Origin of the sequence: Aridibaculum aurantiacum, from assembly GCF_017355875.1 — a bacterium.
Lineage (GTDB): Bacteria > Bacteroidota > Bacteroidia > Chitinophagales > Chitinophagaceae > Segetibacter > Segetibacter aurantiacus.
In genome coordinates, this window is sequence record NZ_JAFEWC010000001.1 from 2,612,944 (window position 1) to 2,634,714 (window position 21,771).

The 21,771-nt window shown below is 40.3% G+C and carries 23 protein-coding genes and 1 tRNA gene; 10 read left to right on the forward strand and 14 right to left on the reverse strand.

Annotated features, from left to right (window positions below; genetic code table 11):
- Positions 1-88 precede the first annotated feature (88 nt).
- The gene (locus J4N22_RS10950) at positions 89-1,858 is read left to right on the forward strand and encodes an MFS transporter (RefSeq protein WP_207494195.1); all 1,770 of its coding nucleotides are present in this window, start codon (positions 89-91) and stop codon (positions 1,856-1,858) included.
- 38 nt (positions 1,859-1,896) lie between these two features.
- Positions 1,897-2,874 carry an ROK family protein gene (locus J4N22_RS10955; RefSeq protein WP_207494197.1) on the forward strand — a complete coding sequence of 326 codons (978 nt, stop codon included), beginning with the start codon at positions 1,897-1,899 and terminating at the stop codon, positions 2,872-2,874.
- Between the two features lie 99 nt (positions 2,875-2,973).
- Here J4N22_RS10955 and J4N22_RS10960 read toward each other — a convergent pair whose 3' ends face one another.
- Positions 2,974-3,498, reverse strand: a complete 525-nt coding sequence (locus J4N22_RS10960) for a DUF4382 domain-containing protein (RefSeq protein WP_207494199.1) — start codon at positions 3,496-3,498, stop codon at positions 2,974-2,976.
- A 217-nt stretch (positions 3,499-3,715) separates the two neighbouring features.
- Here J4N22_RS10960 and J4N22_RS10965 point away from each other — a divergent pair, with 217 nt between their 5' ends.
- Positions 3,716-4,027 (forward strand): glycine zipper domain-containing protein, encoded by a 312-nt coding sequence (locus J4N22_RS10965; protein WP_207494201.1) that lies wholly within the window; start codon positions 3,716-3,718, stop codon positions 4,025-4,027.
- A 53-nt stretch (positions 4,028-4,080) separates the two neighbouring features.
- Here J4N22_RS10965 and tpiA read toward each other — a convergent pair whose 3' ends face one another.
- From tpiA to rpmB, 7 genes are all read right to left on the reverse strand, one after another.
- Positions 4,081-4,842 (reverse strand): triose-phosphate isomerase, encoded by a 762-nt coding sequence (gene tpiA, locus J4N22_RS10970; RefSeq protein ID WP_207494203.1) that lies wholly within the window; start codon positions 4,840-4,842, stop codon positions 4,081-4,083.
- A gap of 29 nt (positions 4,843-4,871) precedes the next feature.
- The gene (locus tag J4N22_RS10975) at positions 4,872-5,072 is read right to left on the reverse strand and encodes a DUF4177 domain-containing protein (protein ID WP_207494205.1); all 201 of its coding nucleotides are present in this window, start codon (positions 5,070-5,072) and stop codon (positions 4,872-4,874) included.
- The gene (locus J4N22_RS10980; protein WP_207494208.1) at positions 5,059-6,243 is read right to left on the reverse strand and encodes a putative sugar nucleotidyl transferase; all 1,185 of its coding nucleotides are present in this window, start codon (positions 6,241-6,243) and stop codon (positions 5,059-5,061) included. Before J4N22_RS10980 ends, J4N22_RS10975 begins: the two co-directional genes overlap by 14 nt.
- An 83-nt stretch (positions 6,244-6,326) precedes the next feature.
- Entirely contained in the window at positions 6,327-7,289 is a 963-nt protein-coding gene (gene ftsY, locus J4N22_RS10985) for a signal recognition particle-docking protein FtsY (protein ID WP_207494210.1), read from the reverse strand.
- A gap of 193 nt (positions 7,290-7,482) precedes the next feature.
- Positions 7,483-7,656 (reverse strand): DUF4295 family protein, encoded by a 174-nt coding sequence (locus J4N22_RS10990; protein ID WP_207494212.1) that lies wholly within the window; start codon positions 7,654-7,656, stop codon positions 7,483-7,485.
- A gap of 76 nt (positions 7,657-7,732) precedes the next feature.
- Positions 7,733-7,921 carry a 50S ribosomal protein L33 gene (gene rpmG, locus J4N22_RS10995; protein ID WP_207494214.1) on the reverse strand — a complete coding sequence of 63 codons (189 nt, stop codon included), beginning with the start codon at positions 7,919-7,921 and terminating at the stop codon, positions 7,733-7,735.
- A 21-nt stretch (positions 7,922-7,942) separates the two neighbouring features.
- Positions 7,943-8,179, reverse strand: coding sequence for a 50S ribosomal protein L28 (gene rpmB / locus J4N22_RS11000; RefSeq protein WP_207494216.1), 237 nt, complete (start codon positions 8,177-8,179; stop codon positions 7,943-7,945).
- 411 nt (positions 8,180-8,590) lie between these two features.
- Here rpmB and rocD point away from each other — a divergent pair, with 411 nt between their 5' ends.
- Positions 8,591-9,823: an ornithine--oxo-acid transaminase gene (gene rocD / locus J4N22_RS11005; protein WP_207494218.1), complete on the forward strand. Its 1,233-nt coding sequence runs from the start codon at positions 8,591-8,593 to the stop codon at positions 9,821-9,823.
- Between the two features lie 93 nt (positions 9,824-9,916).
- Here rocD and J4N22_RS11010 read toward each other — a convergent pair whose 3' ends face one another.
- From J4N22_RS11010 to J4N22_RS11020, 3 genes are all read right to left on the reverse strand, one after another.
- Positions 9,917-12,004, reverse strand: coding sequence for a T9SS type A sorting domain-containing protein (locus J4N22_RS11010; RefSeq protein WP_207494220.1), 2,088 nt, complete (start codon positions 12,002-12,004; stop codon positions 9,917-9,919).
- A 178-nt stretch (positions 12,005-12,182) separates the two neighbouring features.
- Positions 12,183-12,566, reverse strand: a complete 384-nt coding sequence (locus tag J4N22_RS11015) for a hypothetical protein (protein ID WP_207494222.1) — start codon at positions 12,564-12,566, stop codon at positions 12,183-12,185.
- 47 nt (positions 12,567-12,613) lie between these two features.
- Positions 12,614-12,684 (reverse strand) — tRNA-Cys (locus tag J4N22_RS11020).
- A 139-nt stretch (positions 12,685-12,823) separates the two neighbouring features.
- Here J4N22_RS11020 and J4N22_RS11025 point away from each other — a divergent pair.
- From J4N22_RS11025 to J4N22_RS11040, 4 genes are read left to right on the forward strand one after another with little or no spacing between them, the layout of a single operon-like run.
- The gene (locus J4N22_RS11025) at positions 12,824-13,696 is read left to right on the forward strand and encodes a nucleoside phosphorylase (RefSeq protein WP_207494226.1); all 873 of its coding nucleotides are present in this window, start codon (positions 12,824-12,826) and stop codon (positions 13,694-13,696) included.
- 25 nt (positions 13,697-13,721) lie between these two features.
- Complete coding sequence (gene dapF, locus J4N22_RS11030; protein ID WP_207494230.1) at positions 13,722-14,504, forward strand: diaminopimelate epimerase; 783 nt, start codon at positions 13,722-13,724, stop codon at positions 14,502-14,504.
- Positions 14,505-14,555: 51 nt separating this feature from the next.
- Positions 14,556-15,494 (forward strand): magnesium transporter CorA family protein, encoded by a 939-nt coding sequence (locus J4N22_RS11035; protein ID WP_207494233.1) that lies wholly within the window; start codon positions 14,556-14,558, stop codon positions 15,492-15,494.
- Positions 15,495-15,971 carry an NUDIX domain-containing protein gene (locus J4N22_RS11040; RefSeq protein WP_242692130.1) on the forward strand — a complete coding sequence of 159 codons (477 nt, stop codon included), beginning with the start codon at positions 15,495-15,497 and terminating at the stop codon, positions 15,969-15,971.
- A gap of 102 nt (positions 15,972-16,073) precedes the next feature.
- Here J4N22_RS11040 and J4N22_RS11045 read toward each other — a convergent pair whose 3' ends face one another.
- Both J4N22_RS11045 and J4N22_RS11050 read right to left on the reverse strand, forming a co-directional pair.
- Positions 16,074-16,847 (reverse strand): queuosine precursor transporter, encoded by a 774-nt coding sequence (locus J4N22_RS11045; protein WP_207494235.1) that lies wholly within the window; start codon positions 16,845-16,847, stop codon positions 16,074-16,076.
- Positions 16,844-17,125 carry a hypothetical protein gene (locus J4N22_RS11050; protein ID WP_207494238.1) on the reverse strand — a complete coding sequence of 94 codons (282 nt, stop codon included), beginning with the start codon at positions 17,123-17,125 and terminating at the stop codon, positions 16,844-16,846. The genes J4N22_RS11045 and J4N22_RS11050 overlap by 4 nt, the downstream gene beginning before the upstream one ends.
- A gap of 53 nt (positions 17,126-17,178) precedes the next feature.
- Between J4N22_RS11050 and J4N22_RS11055 the strand changes: the two genes are divergently transcribed.
- Together J4N22_RS11055 and J4N22_RS11060 are read left to right on the forward strand one after the other, a co-directional pair.
- Positions 17,179-19,650: a YfhO family protein gene (locus J4N22_RS11055; RefSeq protein WP_207494247.1), complete on the forward strand. Its 2,472-nt coding sequence runs from the start codon at positions 17,179-17,181 to the stop codon at positions 19,648-19,650.
- A gap of 3 nt (positions 19,651-19,653) precedes the next feature.
- Positions 19,654-20,754 (forward strand): glycosyltransferase family 4 protein, encoded by a 1,101-nt coding sequence (locus tag J4N22_RS11060; protein WP_207494249.1) that lies wholly within the window; start codon positions 19,654-19,656, stop codon positions 20,752-20,754.
- Positions 20,755-20,757: 3 nt separating this feature from the next.
- On the opposite strand, the gene J4N22_RS11065 is transcribed toward J4N22_RS11060, so the two are convergent.
- Entirely contained in the window at positions 20,758-21,768 is a 1,011-nt protein-coding gene (locus tag J4N22_RS11065) for a glycosyltransferase family 2 protein (protein ID WP_207494251.1), read from the reverse strand.
- Positions 21,769-21,771 lie beyond the last annotated feature (3 nt).

Sequence of the window (21,771 nt, forward strand, 5' to 3'; positions counted from 1 at the left end):
ATGTGAATATGTAACTAAGACCATCCAAATAAAACCTTGCCACAGCAAAAAATATATCTACTTTCAACCACCAAAAAATTACTAACGAATGGCAGGAGCTACTTCAACAACAAGTCATCAAACAACCCAATCGACAGGTGAACCAACCAACTATGGCGCCCTTAGTACATTGGTTACAGTCTTCTTCTTCTGGGGTTTTATTGCGGCAGGAAACAGTGTATTTATTCCTTTTTGCAAGCACTACTTCACACTCGACCAATTTCAAAGCCAGCTTATAGATTTTGCTTTTTACTTAGCCTATTATGTAGGTGCACTTGCACTATTTACTTATGGCGCTTTTGGTGGCAAGGACCTTGTTGCAAAATGGGGTTATAAGCGCAGCATTGTCTATGGATTGTTGTTCTCTGCATTAGGAGCAGTAGCAATGATCATTGCAGTTAATGCAAATACATTTTCAGGAATGCTCTTCGGGTTATTTATTGTAGCACTTGGCTTTTCGCTACAGCAAACCGCTGCACAACCTTTTGCTATTACTTTAGGTGACCCGGCAACAGGAACAAGCCGTGTAAATCTTGGTGGTGGTGTTAATTCATTTGGAACGATGATTGGGCCTTTGCTTGTTGCATTTGCTCTGTTTGGTACTACCGCGGCCATCACTGATGAAAAAATTAAAGCTTTAAGCCTTACAAAGGTTATTATTCTATATGCTGGTGTAGGTGCATTATTTATAGGTGCTGCTGCATTGTTCTTTTTATCTAAAAAAGTACCTGCAGGTATATCAGAAGAAAAAACAGAAAAGGCCAATAAAGCATTGGTTTCACTAATTGTGATAACAGGATTATTAATTGTGATGTTCGTTCCTGTATTTAACAGTTACCGCACTGATCTTACCAATGCAACTGCCGCCGAAATGCACGCCATGGAAACGTACAGGCTCAAGTGGTTATTTGGTGCATTGGCTGTGGTTGTTGGAGGTTTATTGATATCAAACTTTAGTGCTCGTAGAAAACCGGAAGGTTGGGGAGCTATGCGTTACCCTCAGCTGGTACTGGGTATGCTGGGCATATTTGTATATGTAGGCGTAGAAGTAACTACTGTCAGCAACCTTGGAGAATTGCTTAGTCAACCAGCTTTTGGAGGTTATCAATCATCGCAAGTGGCACCTTTTATATCTATGTATTGGGGTGGTTTGATGATTGGTCGCTGGGTAGGATCTATTTCTGTTTTCAATGTTACTAACTCTACGCGGCAGATGCTTACTACCATAGTTCCTTTGGTTGCGTTTGCCATTGTTATAGGAGTTATATGGCTTTCAGGATATGACCCTGCACCGCTTTACCTGTTTATTGTCTGTGTGCTTGTACAAATTGCTGCATTTTATATAAGTAAGGACAAGCCGGCGCGGACACTTTTTGTGTTCTCAATGCTTGGTGTAATTGCCATGGTAATCGGAATATTTTCTTCAGGTACTGTAGCTATTTATGCTTTTTTATCTGGTGGACTTTTCTGTTCTATCATTTGGCCTGCTGTTTTCACACTGTCGGTAACAGGTCTTGGAAAGTGGACACCACAAGGTTCAGCATTCCTGATCATGATGATCCTGGGAGGTGGGATCATTCCTCCAATACAAGGCAAGCTGGCAGACTTTATGCAAGCCAACTCTACTGAAGCTGGTTATGGTATTCACCAGTCGTACTGGGTATCTGTAGCATGCTTTGCATACCTGGCTTTCTTTGCATACATCGTTACAGGCATCCTTCGCAGGCAAGGAATAAATTTTGAAAAAGAAAATGACATGGTGAATGAAGTGGCTTCAAACCCTGAAGCAGGCATTCAACCACATGAAACAAGGAAGTAATCAATCTAACAACAACCATTTCAACGCGTAAATAGTATATGAAATTTTCAGCATCGCAACAACTGGCTATAGGAATAGACATAGGTGGAACAGGAACTAAATTAGGTTTGGTTGATGCCCGGGGAAACATCATTTCTAAAGGCGATCTTTCCACTACTGATTACGAGGATGTAAAAGATTTTGTAGATGCCTTGTACAGGACACTTTCTCCAATGATAGAGGCAGCAGGAGGTAGTGAAAAAATCAGGGGCATTGGTATTGGTGCGCCAAATGGCAATTATTATAAAGGCACCATAGAATATGCGCCTAATCTTAAATGGAAAGGGATAATCCAATTCACCGACCTTGTCTCTTCACGTTTCAATTTACCCAGTGCATTGACCAACGATGCAAATGCTGCCGCTGTTGGCGAAATGACGTATGGCGCGGCTAAGGGAATGAAAGATTTTATAGTTATCACGCTTGGCACAGGTGTAGGAAGTGGCATTGTATCCAATGGCAACCTGGTTTATGGTCATGATGGTTTTGCAGGCGAACTTGGTCATACTGTAATTGTACCTGAAGGTCGTTTACACTGGGGCACCGGCATGAAAGGAACATTAGAAACCTATGCGTCTGCCACAGGTGTTCGTCTTACTGCCATAGAAATGATAGAAAAAAATCCCGGTACAGAAAGCTTGTTGCGCAACTACCAGTACGATGAGCTAGATAGCAGGATCGTGTTTGAATGCGCAGAAAAAGGCGACCATATCGCTAAAGAAGTTTTTCGTTTTACAGGAGAGATACTCGGAAAGGCACTGGCTAATTTTGTTATGTTCTCTTCACCTGAAGCCATCATTTTGTTTGGTGGATTAACAAAAGCCGGAGATTATATACTGGCTCCTACCCGCCAGCATATGGAGGCGAATGTGTTGCCTATTTTCCGTGATAAAGTTCAGCTGATATTCAGTAATCTTTCTGAAGCTGATGCCGCCATTTTAGGTGCCAGTGCATTAGTTTGGGAAATGAAAGCTTAGAACAATTTTATTTTATTCAAAAAAATAAGGCAGCCTCATTACGAGACTGCCTTTGTTGCTTAAAAAAGGTTTTTCAAGCATTCTTCGGACATTGGATTTCTACTTCAATTTCAGAACCGGCTTTAGGATATATTGTCCGCTTCCAGTTCTATGTATGGATAAATTTGCATCAAAATCAATCAGTATATCTTCTATAGATCTTGAAGTCTTTTTGTTCACTCTAATCTTTAAACCGTCTTCAGAACCATTGGGAATGGTAAGCGGATAAACTACATTATCTATTTTAATGGTATTATCAGGACCAAGTACAAACCTTACTTCCTTAATGGTGCTGGTTGTAGGTATATTACCGCTAGCTATTAATGTATCTAAGCCATTCTGAAATTGCAACAGGTTATACACCCCAGCATTAGTTTGTAAAGTATCCCAGCTGTTATCTCCTTTGTATTTGATCCTAACTTGCCGTAGATCAATATTTACCTCTTCTGCATCGAACGGAGCATCCGTCATCCTGATCTGAACATTTGAAGAAGATGAGGAAGAAGGATTTTCAGATGATTTATTACATGCAAAAACAATAACCAGGCAACAAAGAATAACTGCAAAAATTGACAAGTGTTTCATAAGATGATTTTTTTGATTAATGGATTTTAAAAGCTACATGCAGCCACTATAGGACAAGGTTTAATCCACTAGGTTTAATGTTTACTTATATTTTTTTGCTGCTAATACAATGCTTGTTATAAATTCAACTCCTACCGTAGTGGCATAGTTTTAGAACCCTGCTCATTCAAAGCTGAACGTATCCCAGCTGAATAAACTCATTTAAAATATAGTAGCTATGAAAAAGTATCTGTTTCTTTTAGGACTTGGTTTTGCAATTAGCACATTTAGTATAGAAGATGTGAACGCACAACAAAGGGAAGTAAAAACAAAGACAAGAAAAGGATGGAGTAATAAAGCTAAGGGTGCCGCTATAGGTGGTGCAGCAGGCGCAGCTACAGGTGTAGCAATAAGTAAGAATGATAGCAAAGGTGCATTAGTTGGCGGCGCTGTAGGTGCAGGAGCAGGCTACCTGATTGGTCGCAGTAAAGACAAAAAGCAACCAGGAAGAAAAAGAATAACTAAAACTAAAGTAACAACAAGAGAATAATTAAAAATAAAGCCCGGGTGTCCGGGCTTTATTAATTTAAATCCAAAACAAAATTATTTCAATGCTTTTATTATTTGCAGGAATTCTTCTGCATTTAATGATGCACCGCCAACCAAGCCACCATCTACATCAGGCTGGCCGAAGATCTCTTTTGCATTAGCTCCTTTTACACTACCTCCATAAAGGATTGAAATTTCGTTGGCCACATTTAATCCATAAGTTTTGGCAATGTGATTACGAATATGAGCATGCATTTCCTGTGCTTGTTCGCTTGTAGCAGTTTTACCTGTGCCTATAGCCCAAATTGGCTCATAAGCTATTACCACCTTCTGTAGCTGATCTGCAGGCAACCTGAATAAGCTTTCTTCCAATTGTTTTGCTACATACTCATTCTGCTTATTTTCTTCTCTTACCTGCAGTGCTTCACCACAACAAAATATTGGAGTAATATTATTTTCTAAACACACCTGTACTTTTTCAGCAAGCATTTCATTGCTTTCATTGAAATACTCTCGTCTTTCGCTATGACCTATAATAGCATGATCCACACCAAGGCTATTAAGCATAATAACGGATATTTCACCCGTATATGCACCTGACTTTTTAGTGTAAACATTCTGTGCTGCTGTATACACCTGGTATTTAGGTGCAATCTCATCTTGTGCAAGATCAAGATATGGAGCAGGTACAGCAAAAACCACATGTTGTTGGTCTTCTAGCTTAGGTATATTTTTTACTACCTGGTGAAGCAAGGTTTCAGCTTCCTGGTAAGTAAGATTCATTTTCCAATTGGCGGCAGCAATTTGTTTACGCATATCTAATAATTGATTTATTAATTGATCACTTAGCTTAATTCCTTCTTCAGTATGATCACAAGCCCACGAGTAGCACCATGCGTCATATTAGTATCGGTAGTATTAACCACCTCCCATCCCTGTGCACCAAGTTGGTTAAGCTTGGAGGTTAGTTCTTGTAAGTTGATTTTGCCCCCACTCCACGAGAACTTGGTTGGGACATCCAGTAGTTTATATTCAAATCTTTTCATGGGGAAGGTTGTTATGTTCAAAGATATGTTTGAGAACCTTCACTTTGGCTTCACATAAACTTTTATTCTTCATTCGCTTCCAGTTCATTATATCCTGTACAGCTTTATCAAATTCGTACCTGCTAAGCCCTTTGGTACCCCAGGAAAAATCAGGAACTAGTTTGGGTGTTAATCCTTCACCAAATACATTGCAGCATACGCCTATAACAGTTCCTGTATTGATGGAAGTATTAATTGCTGTTCGCGAGTAGTCTCCCATTATCAATCCACATTTCAAACCTGAAGGAATATAACTCAGTGTGTGATAATCCCAAACCTTCACTTCTGTAGCTGTATTCTTAATATTACTGTTGCTGGTGCCTGCTCCTAAATTACACCACTCGCCTATTACACTATCGCCCAAGTAGCCATCATGCGCTTTATTGCTATAGCCCATCAAAATGCTATTCTTTATTTCGCCGCCACCAACACAGTATGGACCTAATGTCGTACCACCATAGATCTTGCTACCCATTTTCAAAACAGCACCTTCACCCATAGCAAAAGGACCACGTATGTTAGATCCTTCCATGATCAATGCATCCTTCCCAATGTAGATAGGTCCGGCACTTGCATTTAGAGTGCAAAAATCAAGTTGTGCGCCCTCTTCTATGAAAACATTGGCAGGCTTAATAACCTGTACCGTTTCAGGTACAGGCACTGTTATCCTTCCTTTGCAGATAATTTCAAAATGAGCACGGATCATGCTTTCATTGTTCTGAAATAATTGAGATGGTGAATTAAGTCGTGGAGGTGCATCTATTGTACGATGTATAGAAAACAGCTGCTGCGGTGGATCACCAAAAGCAGGCACAGCATCTAACTCAACTCTTCCGGCAACAAGCCCTATATCATCAGTTAATGCTTCACCAATTGCCAAAGACTTTACTGTTTGAACAAATTGTTTATCTGGTAAAATGCTTCCATCGATGAACAGTGTATCACCTAAAGGTATCTCATCATACAGCGGAGACAGGTACGCAGGTGTATACACAAAAACATGAGCTTTTGTATAATGCTCCCATAACTCTTTTATTGTAAGAATACCTGTTCGCAAAGAAGCTACTGCCCTTGTAAGCGTAAGCGGGTATAGCTTCGAGCGGTTAGCTGTATCAAATAAAACTATGTTCATAAAAAAAGGCGGTTAATGTAAAATTAACCGCCTTTCATTATACTAGCTGTGATAAAGATCAATACATGATATGTCTAAATCTACTATCCTTCTAATTTGAATAAGCTATCTACAAATTCGTGTTTATCAAACACAAGCAAATCTTCCATTTTCTCTCCTACACCTATAAACTTCACCGGTATCTGGAATTGATTGGCTATAGCCAGAACAACTCCACCTTTAGCAGTACCATCAAGTTTGGTAATAGCAAGTGCTGTAACATCGGTGGCTGCAGTAAACTGCTTTGCTTGTTCCAACGCATTCTGACCAGTAGAACCATCCAGCACCAACATTACTTCGTGTGGCGCATCAGGAATTACTTTTTGAATCACCCGCTTGATCTTTCCCAGTTCATCCATCAGGTACGCTTTATTATGAAGTCGTCCTGCAGTATCAATGATCACAACATCGGTGTTACGCGCTACACCACTTTGTACCGTATCAAAAGCCACTGCTCCCGGGTCGCTGCCCATAGGCTGCTTTACAATTGGTACGCCTGTTCTTTCGCTCCATATAGTGAGCTGATCAACAGCAGCTGCTCTAAAAGTATCAGCAGCACCCAATAGCACGCTCTTGCCTGCTTTGGTAAAATTGTACGCCAGCTTACCAATAGTAGTTGTTTTCCCAACACCATTTACACCCACTACCAATATCACGTAAGGCTTCTTGCCACTTGGAGTAGAAAAATCACGGTAACTCTGCTCAGATGAGTCAACCAGGATACCCCTGATCTCTTCCTGCAGGATCTTGTTTAGATCACCGGTACTTACATATTTATCTTCCGCAACACGTTTCTCTATCTTGTCAATAATTTTTACGGTAGTTTCTATTCCTACATCGGCACCTACCAATGCCTCTTCCAGGTTGTCCAGAACTTCTTCGTCTACTGTACTTTTACCTGCAATGGCTTTGGTTATTTTGGTAAAAAAATTATCCTTTGTTTTCTGCAGTCCTTCATCCAGGCTTTCCTTTTCCTTTTTGCCAAACAGTTTTCCAAAAAAACCCATGTTATAAATTTTAATTATGCTTTTTTAAAATGAAATACTGCAGCCAGCCAGGCGGCATATATAAGCGTGCGCAAGATAAGTTGAATAGATGACTTTCAACCTTCAGTTACTAGTGTAACATAAACAGGTACAAATACAAAAAGCCGTCCTGAAAAGGACAGCTCTTAAATATTATAAGCCAGGTAAACCAGGATTATTTTTCAGAAAGATAATCCTTCACTTTGTCTTTGTGAACGATCACTTCTTTGAAAGTGTAAGCGCCAGTTTTAGGACTGCGTACAGCCTTAATAACTTTACTCCAGTTCTTTGCCTCAGCGGCGGCCTTTACGTCTTTTACTTTCGCGTTCTTTGAAGCTGCTTTTGCCATTGTATATAAGTTGATTAGTTGATTGTTGACCAGTTGACTTAGTTGATACCTTTCAACCTGTCAACCTATCAACTGATTACTTGATTTCTTTGTGAACAGTGATTTTTTTAAGATTCGGGTTGTACTTCTTCAACTCGATACGCTCAGGGGTGTTCTTTTTATTCTTCTCAGTAATGTAGCGGCTGGTACCTGGAACAGTAGTAGTCTTCTGCTCAGTACATTCCAATATTACCTGGACCCTGTTGCCTTTGCTCTTCTTTGCCATTTTATTAAGAATTTACAGTTGTTAGATTTTAGCGCCGTTGGCTCTCATTTCTTTAATTACAGTTGACAACCCGTTCTTATTGATGGTACGGATTGCTTCAGTAGAAACTTTCAAAGTTACCCAACGATCTTCTTCAACAAAGTAAAAACGCTTAGTTTGCAAGTTAGGTAAGAACCTACGCTTGGTTTTGATATTTGAGTGAGAAACTTTGTGACCAGTGATTGGCTTTTTACCGGTTACCTGACATACTTTAGCCATGATTGATTTTTTTTCGGACGGCAAAAGTCAGGAAATCTGCCGAATTATCAAAAAGAATTCTCTGTTTTTTCAGCTATTTCTCCACACATGTGTGTTAAAAGTTCTTCTTTGGTAGCAAAAGCCAACTTTATCAACACGCAAACCTACATCAATACCGCTTTTACTTCTCCTAATTATATTCTAATAATCCGCTTCCGGTTATTGCCTATCTTGCGCTGTAAATAATTAGTCCTCATGGCTTTTCTTTCTCTTAATCTTGATTTTCTCGATCACCAATGTGTGTCAATCTAAATACAAGTGAATATGGTTGTTGCCGGACATTGAAGAAATTTCAATTGTCTGCCGCTTCCACTACAACAACTTGTAAAAGCCTTTTACATCTTTTATTTACTCTTATAACTTTAGAAACATATGGTTACTAATGTAACAGCCATGACCACAGCTGATTACCTGGCGCTGGAAGAAAAATACGGTGCACACAATTATCATCCTATTCCTGTAGTACTTACAAAGGGCAACGGCATCTATTTATGGGATATTGAAGGGAAACGGTATGTTGACTTTTTAAGCGGCTATTCTGCCGTAAACCAGGGCCATTGCCATCCTAGGATCATACAAGCCTTGATAGAACAGGCACAGAAGCTAACCCTTACTTCCCGTGCTTTTCACAACGACTTGCTGGGCGAATACGCACAATATATTACTGAATATTTTGGTTACGACAAGGTTCTTCCCATGAACACAGGCGTGGAGGGTGGAGAAACCGCTGTGAAATTAGCTCGTCGCTGGGGCTATGTAAACAAAGGCATTGAAGACAACAAAGCCAAGATCCTTTTTGCAGAAAACAATTTCTGGGGCAGGACAATGTCAGCTATCTCCTCTTCTACCGATCCTTCAAGCTATAGAAAATTCGGCCCATTCATGCCAGGCTTCGAGCTGGTTCCATATGACAATCTTGAAGCATTGGAACAAGCCATACAAGACAAAAACGTAGCAGCCTTTATGGTGGAACCCATACAAGGTGAAGCAGGTGTGGTAGTACCCGCTGATGGATACCTGCAAGGTGTTCGCCAACTGTGCAATAAATACAATGTGCTATTCATAGCAGATGAAATACAAACCGGGCTTGCACGTACGGGAAAAATGCTGGCTTGCGATCATGAGTATGTACGACCAGATATCCTGATACTTGGTAAGGCTTTGAGCGGCGGCGTTCTGCCTGTATCGGCTGTTTTAGCGGATGATGAAGTAATGATGAATATTAAGCCGGGAGAACATGGCAGCACATATGGAGGCAATCCACTAGCATGTAAAGTGGCTATGGTAGCACTACAAGTTTTAAAAGATGAGAACATGGCTGAGAATGCTGCAGCAATGGGAGAAATCTTAAGAACAGAACTGCAGAACCTGCAATCTCCTTTTATAACTACTATACGCGGAAGAGGTTTATTGAATGCTATAGTTATAAAACATCCTAACAAAGAAGCAGCATGGGATCTATGCATGCAACTTAAAGAGAATGGACTTTTAGCCAAGCCTACACATGGCGATAAAATAAGATTTGCGCCACCCCTTATTATCAATGAACAACAAATAAAAGAAGCTGTTGAAATAATAGGAAGATCGTTGGCTATACTTGAATAACCTAGAGAAGTGGGTTTGAAAAAACCTTGTAGAATAGGAAACGCCCCGCAAATGCAGGGCGTTTCTATTTTTAAACCTTTTTCCGGTGTGCGTTTATTGCTTCACAAATTTGGTGATAGCAGTTTCACAACCAGTAGCACATACTGCTTTCAGTATATAACTTCCAGAAGGAAGTGATGTTACTTCAAGTGACAGGTTGTTATCACCTGCAACTACATTGATAGCTTGTTGCTTCACAACTTTACCAGCAAGATCAGTCACCACTAGGTTGATCCTATCGGCAGAAGGAGCACTTGCAATGATGCTCAACTTATCTTTTGCAGGATTAGGATATACGCTGCTGAAAGAAAGAGCAGTTACCTTTTCTCCTTTAAGAAGCACCACGTTAGAAAATGATGTTTTGCCGTCTATATCGATCTGCTTCAGGCGGTAGTAGTTGTTGCCACTGAAAGGTTTGCTATCAGGGAACGTATAGTTAAGTGTAGCAGCACTATTACCGTTAGCTGCATTTGACTTGATAAAACCTATACTGCTGAAGCTGCGGCCATCTGCAGAACGTTCTACTTCAAAACCGTAGTTGTTTTGTTCAGTAAAAGTTGTCCAGCTAAGCTTGTTAAACTGCTGTAGTTTTTCACCACTCAGTTGAGAAATAAGTACAGGTAATGGTGCATTTGTGGTCAATCCTATCATCGTCAGGAAGATGTTTGAAGGATTGCCAGAAAGATCAAACCAAGGGTTGGTTCCAGATTTAAGATAGAAAGTACCTGTTCTCAACGGAGTTTCTGTTTGATATCCAAGTCCAAGAGCCGTACCAGTCTGCCTTACACCTACATAGAAAGAGTCTGATATTGGCTGAACAGGCGATACAGAAATGATGTTTTCACCTACAGTAGTTGTTAATGGTGATGAGGTCCAAAGTGCTGTACCAGGAACACCATTTACATTATCATAAATAACTGCTTCGTAAGTATTATTTGCCTGTGTAAAGAATATGTTCAAGCTTGAAATTGCGTTGCCATAAGGAACTGCAAACTTTGCTACTATGGTGTTACCATTGCCAGCATTAACACCTGCAGTTGGTGTAGAACCAGTACCGTATAACATTTGACTAACAGTTACATCCTGTGTGGCAGATGAGCTGTTGTTAGAAGCATCCTGGTCAGCAGGAACAGACACTGTAAGCGTATTAGCTCCAACATTTGCATTATTGTACAATGGAAACTGTACAGTACGTGTAGAACTAGCAGGAAGACTTGCTACAGTGATAGTGTTTGTATATGTGTTAGCACCAGAAACAGTGAGCGTAACATTTACATTAGTTAAAGAATTTGTTCCAAGATTAGAAATAACAGCCGAAACAAGTGTTCCTACTCCTCTTCCAACTTTTCCTAATGCATACACCTTGTTAACGCTAACATCGTTTGTTATAGGAGCTGAAGGTGTAAACCTAAAGATTTGTCCGGTCGCAGGTTTGGTGTTGATATTAGCTACTTCAGACGCTTTACTTGCAGTAGCTGAGGCTGTAGTATTTTGCACAGACATAAAATTGTTAGCACCAGTTCCAGATGCTGTAATTCCAATGGAAGCACTACCAGCAGCAACAGCACCAGCTTCTTGCCTGTAAATAAACTCGATTACATTACTTGTTTCATACAACTTGATTTGAAACGAAATAGTAGGCGCTGTAGCCTGGTAACTCCATAGCACGTTGGAGAATTGAACAGTTAAAACCCTATTAGGAGCTGTTCCTGCTAAAGCATAAGATAAATTGCTTCCTGCAACAATGTCAAGATCATCCCACAATGGCGCTATTATAGGGCGTGCAGCTGGCGTAGCAGTTGGACCTGTAGGACCTGAGGTTAGATTATTAGTATAATAACCATTAGCAGGAGGATCTACAAAAGGATCGCCTAATGCAATAAAGCCATTTGTATTGATGTGCATTGTAGAATAGTTAGTTCCATTGTAGTTTAAAGTAAAACCAATAGGCACATTGTTTACATAACCTTCATCAAAAGCTGATGCACCAGTAATACCTGCACTAACTAGAGTTGGTACGGTTCCCCCTGATAAGGGTGTGTACGTGCCTGTTGCAGTAGAAAAAGAATAATTGATTTGTGCCGTCGCATTATAGGAAGCGAGGCATACGAGAGCACTTAATAGCGTGTAAATTTTCCTCATAAGTTCAGTTTAATTTGTTGCTAAACTAATGAAACAGCTTTACTTATAAACGGTGTTTTCACTTAATCCACCGATTTTAATACTCAAAGTCCTATCAAGCCTACAAAAATTACTTCTTTAAATAAAACAGCACCCTGGTATGAAGGGTGCTACTCTAAACAAATTAATGCTACTACTATTATTTCAGTTCTACTTTAGGCAATACGCTCATCACCATCATAACTAAAGAGAAACCCAACAAAGCATAGATACCAGAACGCGTTACAGGGCATTCACCCAATTGGCATTGGGTTACCAGGAGGTAGTTTCTAAATGACCAGGCAAGGTTGAAAGCACATACAAACAGGTTGATGCGCTTCGCTAATAATGTTGGTACCAGGAACAATATGACAGATAAAGAAGAAATGATCGTATTCATCATACCTGGTTTGCCAAAAGGTGTTTTAGGCGCATTAAAACCAGTTACAACTACATCAATAGGCTGAATAAAAACCCACGGAAAAAAACAGGATATAATAACCCCCAGAGCGGCGGCGGCACCTATGTAGTTAGAATACTTCATATGAGATAAAAAGAAAAAGGATTACGAAATGTAATCCTCTTATTGAGAGGTCCCGAGCGGATTCGAACCGCTGTAGAAGCTTTTGCAGAGCTCTGCCTAGCCACTCGGCCACAGGACCAAATACTACAATCTGCTATAGGAATACTACTCAAACTGTAAATACGGCTGCGAAAATAGGGGAATTGATTTAAATCAAAAATTGAAAATTAAAACCTACTTCCTTCTACCCTATTTTTGCCCATCTAAACGCTAACCCCATGCTCAAGATTGCTGAAAGTGAACTTATTCTAAATAAAAGAGGCGCTATCTATCACCTGGATGCATTACCCAATGAGATTGCTGAAACCATCATTACCGTAGGCGACCCTGACAGGGTGAAAGAAGTAAGCAAACACTTTGACCATATTGAACACCAACTACAGCATCGTGAGTTTGTTACCCATACCGGAAGGATAGGCAACAAGAGACTATCGGTTGTATCTACCGGTATTGGTCCTGACAACATAGATATTGTTTTGAATGAACTGGATGCGCTGGTTAATATTGATATAGAAACTCGTCAACTAAAAGAGCAACAGACACACCTGAATATTATCCGCATTGGCACATCAGGATCGTTGCAGGCTGATATACCTGTAGATTGTTTTGTGGCTTCCACGCATGCAGTAGGATTAGATAACCTGCTGCATTTTTACAGGCTGGATAATAACGAAGAAGAAAAGCAGATCGTTCAACAATTTGTAGCGCACACACAAATTAGCTCATTGACACCACCTTATATTGCTACTGCAGGCGGTTCTGTACTAAAACATTTTGTAGATGGCTTCCACCACGGAATTACCATTACCTGTCCGGGTTTTTATGCGCCACAGGGCCGCGTTTTACGCTTAGGTCTTGCTAATCCTGACCTGATTGACAGGCTGACCAATTTTGGTTTTGGCAACCATAGAATTACAAATTTTGAAATGGAAACAAGCGCTATCTATGGCCTGGGAAGACTGATGGGACATCATTGCCTTAGCCTTAGTGCTATTGTAGCCAACAGGGTGAAAAAAGAATTCAGTAAAGATGGCGCGGCCGCTGTAGAAAACCTCATCAAAAAGTCGCTGGAGATCATTGAGAAGATATAGGCACTAAAAGCAACTACACATTATCATGCATTTAAACTTTTATAAATACCAGGGCACAGGAAACGACTTTGTTATTTTAGATAACAGGGATAAAGCACATGATCATCTTACCCAACAACAGGTAAAGCATTTGTGCGACCGCCGCTTTGGTATAGGTGCTGATGGATTGATGTTGCTGAACTTGCTGGATGGGTACGACTTTGAAATGAAATATTATAATGCTGATGGAAGGGAAAGCAGCATGTGCGGGAATGGAGGCCGGTGCCTTGTACAGTTTGCTAAAGACATGGGTATTGAAAAAGATGTGTATTCATTTTTAGCCATAGATGGACCACATGAAGCAACATTTGATGAGCAAGGATGGGTGCGTTTGAAGATGAAGGATGTAGATTCTATAACTGATAATGTTGATCATAAACTACTGAATACAGGCTCACCTCATTATGTAAAATTTGTAGATGATCTTGCCTCTATGGATGTAGTGAGTAGTGGCAAGGCAATACGATATAATGATGTTCATCAAGTAAAAGGCATCAATGTAAATTTTGTAGAACGTCAAACAGAAGGTATAGCAGTACGCACATATGAACGTGGTGTAGAAGATGAAACCTATAGCTGCGGAACAGGTGTAACGGCCTGCGCATTAGTGGCAGCACCCAATGCTGATGGCACTCACCGCGTAAGCATAACCACGCCCGGTGGCCAGCTTGCTGTAGAGTTTGATAAAAATCAAAACAAGTACTCAAACATTTGGCTATGCGGCCCGGCTACTTTTGTTTTTAAAGGAGAGATAGAAATAGTTGATTAGTAACCTTACATTCACAAAAAAAGAAGGACCACCAACCTTCTATCGCTGAGCATGATACAGTATTTGAAGAACGTAGATAATCAAACGGTAGAAGTAAGTAAGCCAGAGAATGGTATTTGGGTAAACCTTGTTCCTCCATTCAAAGAAGAGGAATTCATTGAACTATCGGAGCAGCTGGATATTCCAATTGAATTCCTGCGCGACTCGTTAGATATAGATGAAAGACCTCGTTTCGAAATAGAAGACAATGTAAAGTTTGTCGTTATTAAAACTCCTGCTGAGAATAACTCTTTCAACGATAGTGATGCCTACTATATCACCATCCCAATTTGCATCATCCTTACGCACAACCATATTGTTACTGTTAACTCGTTCGACAATGGTGCTATCAAAAAATTTCTGAACACTTTTACGAAGCGGCAACCAGACAACAGGAACCAGATGCTGTTGAAAATATTGGAGAAAGTAGTGCAGAACTACCTGGAATTTCTAAAGGAAATAAATAACCAGCGCAACACCTTAGAGCAAAAGCTATACGACAGCAATCGTAACGAGGAACTGCTGAACCTGATGCGTATTCAAAAAAGCCTGGTATATTTTGTTACAGCGCTTCGTAGTAATGAGCTGTTGATGATGAAATTGCAACGGACGAATTTTCTTCATTTGAATGATGATGAACGCGAAGTATTGAATGACCTGATTGTAGATACCAGCCAGGCGCTTGAGATGGCAAACGTGTATACCAACATCTTAAGCAGTACAATGGATGCCTTTGCGAGCATCATTAGTAACAACCTCAACAACGTGATGAAGCGTTTGACCAGCATCACCATCATATTATCATTACCCATTCTTGTAACCGGCATCTATGGTATGAACGTAGATATACCGTACCAACATTCGCAGCACGCTTTCTATATCCCGGTTATTCTATCCATTTCCATCTCTGTGATCATTGGATGGTATTTCATGAAGAAAAAATTGTTTTAAATGAATGCTGCAACTCCCCAAATCTTCAACGTACGGGTGTATGGTATATTAGTAGAAAACGCACGTGTACTGGTAAGCGATGAATTTATTCGTGGCGCATATATCACAAAATTTCCTGGCGGTGGTTTGGAGTTTGGTGAAGGAACAAGAGAATGCCTGCAACGGGAATTTATGGAAGAAACAGGCATGGAAGTAACGGTAGGAGAACATCTTTATACCACAGACTTTTACCAAAGGTCCGCTTTCAATCCTGCACACCAGATCATCAGTATCTACTACCAGGTTCACCCGGTTCATCCTATAACGCTACTTACCAAAGAAAAAGTTTTTGATTTTGAGCCGCACCAGGTAGCAGATAAGAGAGGAGAATGTGAAGTGTTCAGATGGATACCCTTAGATAATTTAACAGAAGAAGATCTAACGCTTCCTATTGATAAGATAGTAGTAGGTATTGTGAAGAATAAACTTTTTGAATAACTGAATTGAAAACTATAGCCTGCTGCATACATGTCTTCCTTAGTTGCTATTAGTGATACTGCTGAAGAGTGAAGCACTCTTGAAAGTGCTTCACTCTAAAACCTATACCTTCCCTCGCATAGCAGCCTGTTTCATTTCAACAGCAAGTGAATGACCAAGATACCTATCGATACCATAATGTGACAGGTATATAGCTGGCGTAAGTACAACAGCCATTATAAACTTGTAGATATAGTTGACAGTGCCAATAGCCAGCACTTGTTGAATGCTCCACCCGGCGCCCCAGTAGAAGGCAATGATAAGGACTACATAACTATCAATAAACTGCGATATAATTGTTGAGCCTGTAGCACGCAACCAGACACGTTTTTCACCAGTTAATTTTTTTATTCGATGAAACACGAACACATCTACCACCTGCCCTACAAGGAAAGCCACCAACGAGCCAATAATGATCCAGTTGCTCTGGCCAAGCACAGCAGTATACGACTGCTGCATATCAGGCACATTTGGGTAAGCATTGATCCACCAGGCCGGCGGAGTTAAACCAATGGCACCTGTAAAAGCAAAGAATGCATAAGCAATAAGACCAACAGCCAGGTATGAGAGGTAACGAACGCCACGCATGCCATAGTATTCATTAATAACATCGGTCATAATGAAAACAATTGGCCATAAGATGACACCAGCAGTTAGCGAAAAAGACAGATCACTTTGTCCAAGCAGGCTGAAGGTGATAGGTTCGAAACCCAAAGTGGCTTCAAGTGAAAATATTTTGACACCTATGACTTCTGCAATGAGTGCATTGGTGATGAAGAAGCCCGCTAAGATGATATATAGTTTAATGGAGCGTTCTTTCAGAATGTTGTGGATCATACAAAAGGGATGAATATGAACTGCAATAATTGAATAATAACATTGAAGCCGATGATATACTTGGGTATCATCAGTGGTTGTTTGCGTTTATAAAAAGCAATAACAAAAACAACATTGAATACGAGGTTGAGCAATGGAGCCATCACCCATCCAACTATAATTATAAAGCCTGCAAGAGCCTGGTCGCCTATTACTTCCCAGAATTTAAAAAGTATACATAACAGGAAAAACAGGTTGCAAATGAAAGCTGTACGTGCCAGAAATAAAAGCGAAGGCATGAAAAAGTTTCGCGTAAAATAGTATTATTTTGCCAACCGCATAAACCTGATACATGAAGAATATTGATTGGAAGAAACTGATTCCCCATGCTATAGCGATCGTTGTTTTCCTTGTTGTTGCTGTTATTTATTGCAAACCTGCACTGGAAGGAAAAGTGTTGAGCCAGCATGATATCAGTCACTGGAAAGGTGCATTTCAACAATCAGAAAATTATAAAGAAGTACATGGTCATTACCCGCTTTGGACAAACTCATTGTTCAGCGGTATGCCTACCTTTCAGATAGGCGGCGTATCGGGTAATGATGCATCAGGCTATTTTCATGCTATCATCACACTAGGGCTTCCCGCTCCTATCCAGTTCTTCTTTCTTGCATGTATCTGTTTTTATTTCTTATGTATCGTTCTTAGGATAAATCCTTACGTGGGCATACTTGGATCATTGGCTTTTGCTTATGCTACTTATAATCCAATCATTGTAGCGGTAGGGCACAATACAAAGATGTTGTCTATAGCTTATATGCCTGCTGTACTTGGAAGTGTCATCCTGATCTTTCAGCGCAAATACTTGCTGGGCGCAGCTTTCACTGCATTGTTTGCTTCCACCCTTATCGCGATGAACCACTTACAGATAGCCTATTACCTGTTCATTGCAATGGGTATCATGACTATCTTCTTCATGATAGACTGGGTGAAAAATAAAGATTGGAAACACATAGGCTTGGTAGCCGCATCTTCTATTGGAGCAGGTATCATTGCTTTATTATGTAATGCTGTATCCTTGTTCTCCACATACGAATACCAGAAGGCAACTATACGCGGCGGTTCTTCTCAATTGGCTTCAGCTGAAACAGAGAACAGCAAAACAGGTCTTACCAAAGATTATGCGTTTAGCTATAGCATGTACCCGAGTGAAGCATTTGTGATGCTTATTCCGCGTATGTATGGCGGCAGCAGCGACAAACTGGAAGTACAACAAGAGAAATCAAAAGCTATTGAAGCACTACAATCGATGCCGCAGGAACTGAGCCAGCAGTTGCAAGGTGGGTTATCATTTTATTGGGGTGGTATTGGTGGTACTTCAGGTCCTCCTTATGTAGGTGCTATCATTTGTTTTCTTGCTATCATAGCCATGTTTGTACTCGACAGGCAGCACAAGTGGTGGGCGCTAACAGCGATTCTGCTTACCATAATGATGTCGTGGGGCTCGTACTTCGACAGCTTCAACAATATCCTGTACCAGTACTTGCCTTATTATAATAAGTTTCGTGCACCGTCAATGATATTAGTGATACCGCAGCTTTTATTACCTATGTTGGCTGTATTGGCGGTAAATCATTTTATAAATGTGAAGGAACCAAAAGCCCTGATGCCGCAGTTCAAGAAAGGACTAATAGCTACGGGTGCTTTATTTGTGGTGATCTTTATTCTGTACTTCAGCCTCGACTTTACCAGCATTAGTAATGCTGCCATGCTAAAGCAGGTTCAGCAAATGAACCAACCACAGGTGCTGGATTACCTGCGTAGCTTCCTGGAAGGAATGCGTGAAGACAGGCGTAGCCTGATGATGGGCGACATCTTCCGGTCTTTAGGATTTATTGCAGCAGCAGCAGTTATTCTTTTCTTACTCATAAGAAAAACTGTATCGCCATTGATTGCTGCATGGGCACTGATTGCTTTTGCATTGATAGATGTAATGGTCATCAACACCAAATACCTAAATGCAGAAAACTACCAGGAGCAGGAAGAAAACATGACTGCATTTGTAAAGACAGCCGCTGATAATGCCATCTTAGCTGATACTTCTTATTTCCGTGTTTTCAATTATGCAGGTGATGCTTTCAACGAGAATTATACTTCTTACTACTATAATTCAGTTGGTGGATATCATCCGGCCAAGCTGATCATTTACCAGGACCTGATAGAAAAGAAACTGAGTGCACAGCAACCTAACATGAATGTGTTCAACATGCTGAACACAAAATATTTCATACAGAAAGACAGGAATGGCCAAACAACCAACTACCAACCTAATCCTACAGCATTAGGACCTGTATGGTTTGTTCCTGCTATTCGATTTGTAAAAGATGCAAAAGAGGAAATGGATCTGCTTGGACAGGTTGATCCAAAAGACACTGCGCTGGTACAGGAGGAATTCAAAAGCTCGATACCATTCACGCCGGTTGCTGATAGTGCAGCAATGATACAGCTGGTAAAGAATGATAATGATGTGGTAACCTACCGCAGCAATGCAGCCACCAATCAATTTGCAGTATTTAGCGAGATCTATTACAAAGAAGGTTGGAAAGCATTTGTAGATGGAAAAGAAACACCTATTGTGAAAGTGAACTATGTATTACGTGGACTTCCATTACCGGCAGGCCAACATAATATTGAATTCCGATTTGAGCCAGCTGCTTATTATACAGGCAAAACGGTCACCACTATTTTTTCTATTCTTATGATCTTGCTGGTAGCTGGTGCGCTGTTCATGGAGTGGAGAAACGGCCAAAGAAAAGTAGCCTAAGAAATGCCTAAGCTCCTAAGCGTGGTTTGGTATAAAGTGTTACCGGCACGTTATGGTGGGCAAAAAGGAATAGCTCAATTCAATAAATATCTTTCTCAAATTTATCCGCTGGTTTGTGTTTGCAGTAGCAATAACGAGCCGGCGGATAATATTTCATACTCGCTTGTACCACGTCTTCCGGTAAGTAAACTTCAATTCATAAATCCTCTTTCTTGGCGGCTGATCTTTTTACTTGCTAAACAGCAGAAGACAACTCACATTATCCTTGAACATCCATACCATGGTATAGCAGGATGGATATGTAAAATATTGTTGGGTGTAAAGCTTGTTGTTCATTCACATAATATAGAATATGAAAGATTTCGTGAGCAGGGAAAGTGGTGGTGGAAACTGCTGCAAGCTTATGAGCAATGGACACACCGGCAGGCAGATCTTAATTTTTTCAAAACGCAACGTGACCTGGATATTGCAGAAAAGGAATTTGCTTTAGCAAATGACAAATGTGTTGTTGTGCCTTATGGGATTGAAAGAGTTGAAAAAAGATATTCAAAAGCTGGAGCAAGAAAGATAATAGCAACAGCACATGATCTACAGGAAGATTGCAAAATAGTTTTGTTTGCAGGCACACTTGATTATGCGCCCAATGCTAAAGCAGTAGAAGATATATACAAACACATCGCGCCGTCACTGCCTGGAAACTTCAAGATCATCATCTGTGGCAGGAACCAATTTGAAGCTTTTCAGTACTTAAGACACCTGAAGCACCCAGCGGTTATTTATGCCGGCGAAGTTGAAGATATTGATATGTATTATGCAGCTGCTGATGTTTTCATCAATCCACTTGCAGCCAGTAGTGGCATACAAACCAAAACTATAGATGCACTGCAACACGATCTGAATGTTGTTTGTTTTGCAGGCAATGTGGAAGGACTGCCGGTTGAGTTGGTGAAAGACAAATTATTTATAGCTATTAATGGCAACTGGAGCGAATACAACAAAAAGATTATTCATGCTGCATCCGTTGATATACCAACTTCGCAATCTTTTTTTGATCACTTTGATTGGGAAAAGATTGTACAAAGAGCAGTGGAAAAAATGCTATAGTGATTACAGCATCTTGTAAAAATGCGGCTTGTTACTGATAATCGTTGGAGCTAATTGCCATGTGCGGATAACGTTCTTTGTCAACCCCATTATTCTGTTCCAATCATACAAAGGATTTTTCAGGAGAAAAAGATTATGAATGATGCTGGCAAAAAAGAAGATCGGAACAGCAATAGAATAATTAAGTAGCTGAAAAAGGAACCATCCCACCCCATATTGCTTCCTTATACGAACATGATTGGAAACAATCAGTTGAAGTCCTTTTTTATCGTATAGGTTTGCATAGGTTTTATCTTCTGTTTGTGTCGATGAACTGATCACTTCACCTTGCAAGTGTATCATTCTTATATCACCATAGATACAAAGTTCACCTGCTTTCTTGATCCTGCTGCACCACTCTACTTCTTCAGCATACAAGAAGAAATCTTCATCCATCTCTCCTACTTTTTCTATCACTTCTCTCTTGGTCATTAGGAAGGCGCCAGTGATCCAGTCAACCTTTTCCTCATGTACTGCTTCCGCAATATTTGGCTTCTTGGTTTTAGCAGCTAAGGCAATTGCTTTTAAAAAGTTTCCCCAGTATGGCAAGGGCAGCAAATGGTTAAGTCCACCTTTCATAAAGAAGTTACCTGATATCTGTGGTACACCATCTGCACCTATCATTTGAACACCACATGCAGCATAGGTTGAGTTAATAAACCTTTCATAACATCGCTCTACTGCATTATTTATAACAATGGTATCAGGGTTTAGCAACAGTACCACCTTGCCTTTAGCCAGTCGCATACCTGCATTATTAGCCCTTGAGAAGCCAGCATTATAGCCTACCTGGTGCCATATAACTGAAGGATGCGCACTAAGAATAACTTCTTCACTATTATCTCCTGAATGATTGTCAACAACAATGATCTCGTAATATAAATGCTGCGTCTGTTCCTGTATGGAAGCAATACATTGGGAAGTAAGCACTCCACTTTTGTAGTTAACAATGATGATAGATAACTGAACAGACATGTA

Bases quoted from the DNA above. Each gene is read 5' to 3' on its own strand.
- J4N22_RS10950 (WP_207494195.1), top strand. From the start codon at position 89: ATGGCAGGAGCTACTTCAACAACAAGTCATCAAACAACCCAATCGACA.
- J4N22_RS10955 (WP_207494197.1), top strand. From the start codon at position 1,897: ATGAAATTTTCAGCATCGCAACAACTGGCTATAGGAATAGACATAGGT.
- J4N22_RS10960 (WP_207494199.1), bottom strand. From the start codon at position 3,498: ATGAAACACTTGTCAATTTTTGCAGTTATTCTTTGTTGCCTGGTTATT.
- J4N22_RS10965 (WP_207494201.1), top strand. From the start codon at position 3,716: ATGAAAAAGTATCTGTTTCTTTTAGGACTTGGTTTTGCAATTAGCACA.
- tpiA (WP_207494203.1), bottom strand. From the start codon at position 4,842: ATGCGTAAACAAATTGCTGCCGCCAATTGGAAAATGAATCTTACTTAC.
- J4N22_RS10975 (WP_207494205.1), bottom strand. From the start codon at position 5,072: ATGAAAAGATTTGAATATAAACTACTGGATGTCCCAACCAAGTTCTCG.
- J4N22_RS10980 (WP_207494208.1), bottom strand. From the start codon at position 6,243: ATGAACATAGTTTTATTTGATACAGCTAACCGCTCGAAGCTATACCCG.
- ftsY (WP_207494210.1), bottom strand. From the start codon at position 7,289: ATGGGTTTTTTTGGAAAACTGTTTGGCAAAAAGGAAAAGGAAAGCCTG.
- J4N22_RS10990 (WP_207494212.1), bottom strand. From the start codon at position 7,656: ATGGCAAAAGCAGCTTCAAAGAACGCGAAAGTAAAAGACGTAAAGGCC.
- rpmG (WP_207494214.1), bottom strand. From the start codon at position 7,921: ATGGCAAAGAAGAGCAAAGGCAACAGGGTCCAGGTAATATTGGAATGT.
- rpmB (WP_207494216.1), bottom strand. From the start codon at position 8,179: ATGGCTAAAGTATGTCAGGTAACCGGTAAAAAGCCAATCACTGGTCAC.
- rocD (WP_207494218.1), top strand. From the start codon at position 8,591: ATGGTTACTAATGTAACAGCCATGACCACAGCTGATTACCTGGCGCTG.
- J4N22_RS11010 (WP_207494220.1), bottom strand. From the start codon at position 12,004: ATGAGGAAAATTTACACGCTATTAAGTGCTCTCGTATGCCTCGCTTCC.
- J4N22_RS11015 (WP_207494222.1), bottom strand. From the start codon at position 12,566: ATGAAGTATTCTAACTACATAGGTGCCGCCGCCGCTCTGGGGGTTATT.
- J4N22_RS11025 (WP_207494226.1), top strand. From the start codon at position 12,824: ATGCTCAAGATTGCTGAAAGTGAACTTATTCTAAATAAAAGAGGCGCT.
- dapF (WP_207494230.1), top strand. From the start codon at position 13,722: ATGCATTTAAACTTTTATAAATACCAGGGCACAGGAAACGACTTTGTT.
- J4N22_RS11035 (WP_207494233.1), top strand. From the start codon at position 14,556: ATGATACAGTATTTGAAGAACGTAGATAATCAAACGGTAGAAGTAAGT.
- J4N22_RS11040 (WP_242692130.1), top strand. From the start codon at position 15,495: ATGAATGCTGCAACTCCCCAAATCTTCAACGTACGGGTGTATGGTATA.
- J4N22_RS11045 (WP_207494235.1), bottom strand. From the start codon at position 16,847: ATGATCCACAACATTCTGAAAGAACGCTCCATTAAACTATATATCATC.
- J4N22_RS11050 (WP_207494238.1), bottom strand. From the start codon at position 17,125: ATGCCTTCGCTTTTATTTCTGGCACGTACAGCTTTCATTTGCAACCTG.
- J4N22_RS11055 (WP_207494247.1), top strand. From the start codon at position 17,179: ATGAAGAATATTGATTGGAAGAAACTGATTCCCCATGCTATAGCGATC.
- J4N22_RS11060 (WP_207494249.1), top strand. From the start codon at position 19,654: ATGCCTAAGCTCCTAAGCGTGGTTTGGTATAAAGTGTTACCGGCACGT.
- J4N22_RS11065 (WP_207494251.1), bottom strand. From the start codon at position 21,768: ATGTCTGTTCAGTTATCTATCATCATTGTTAACTACAAAAGTGGAGTG.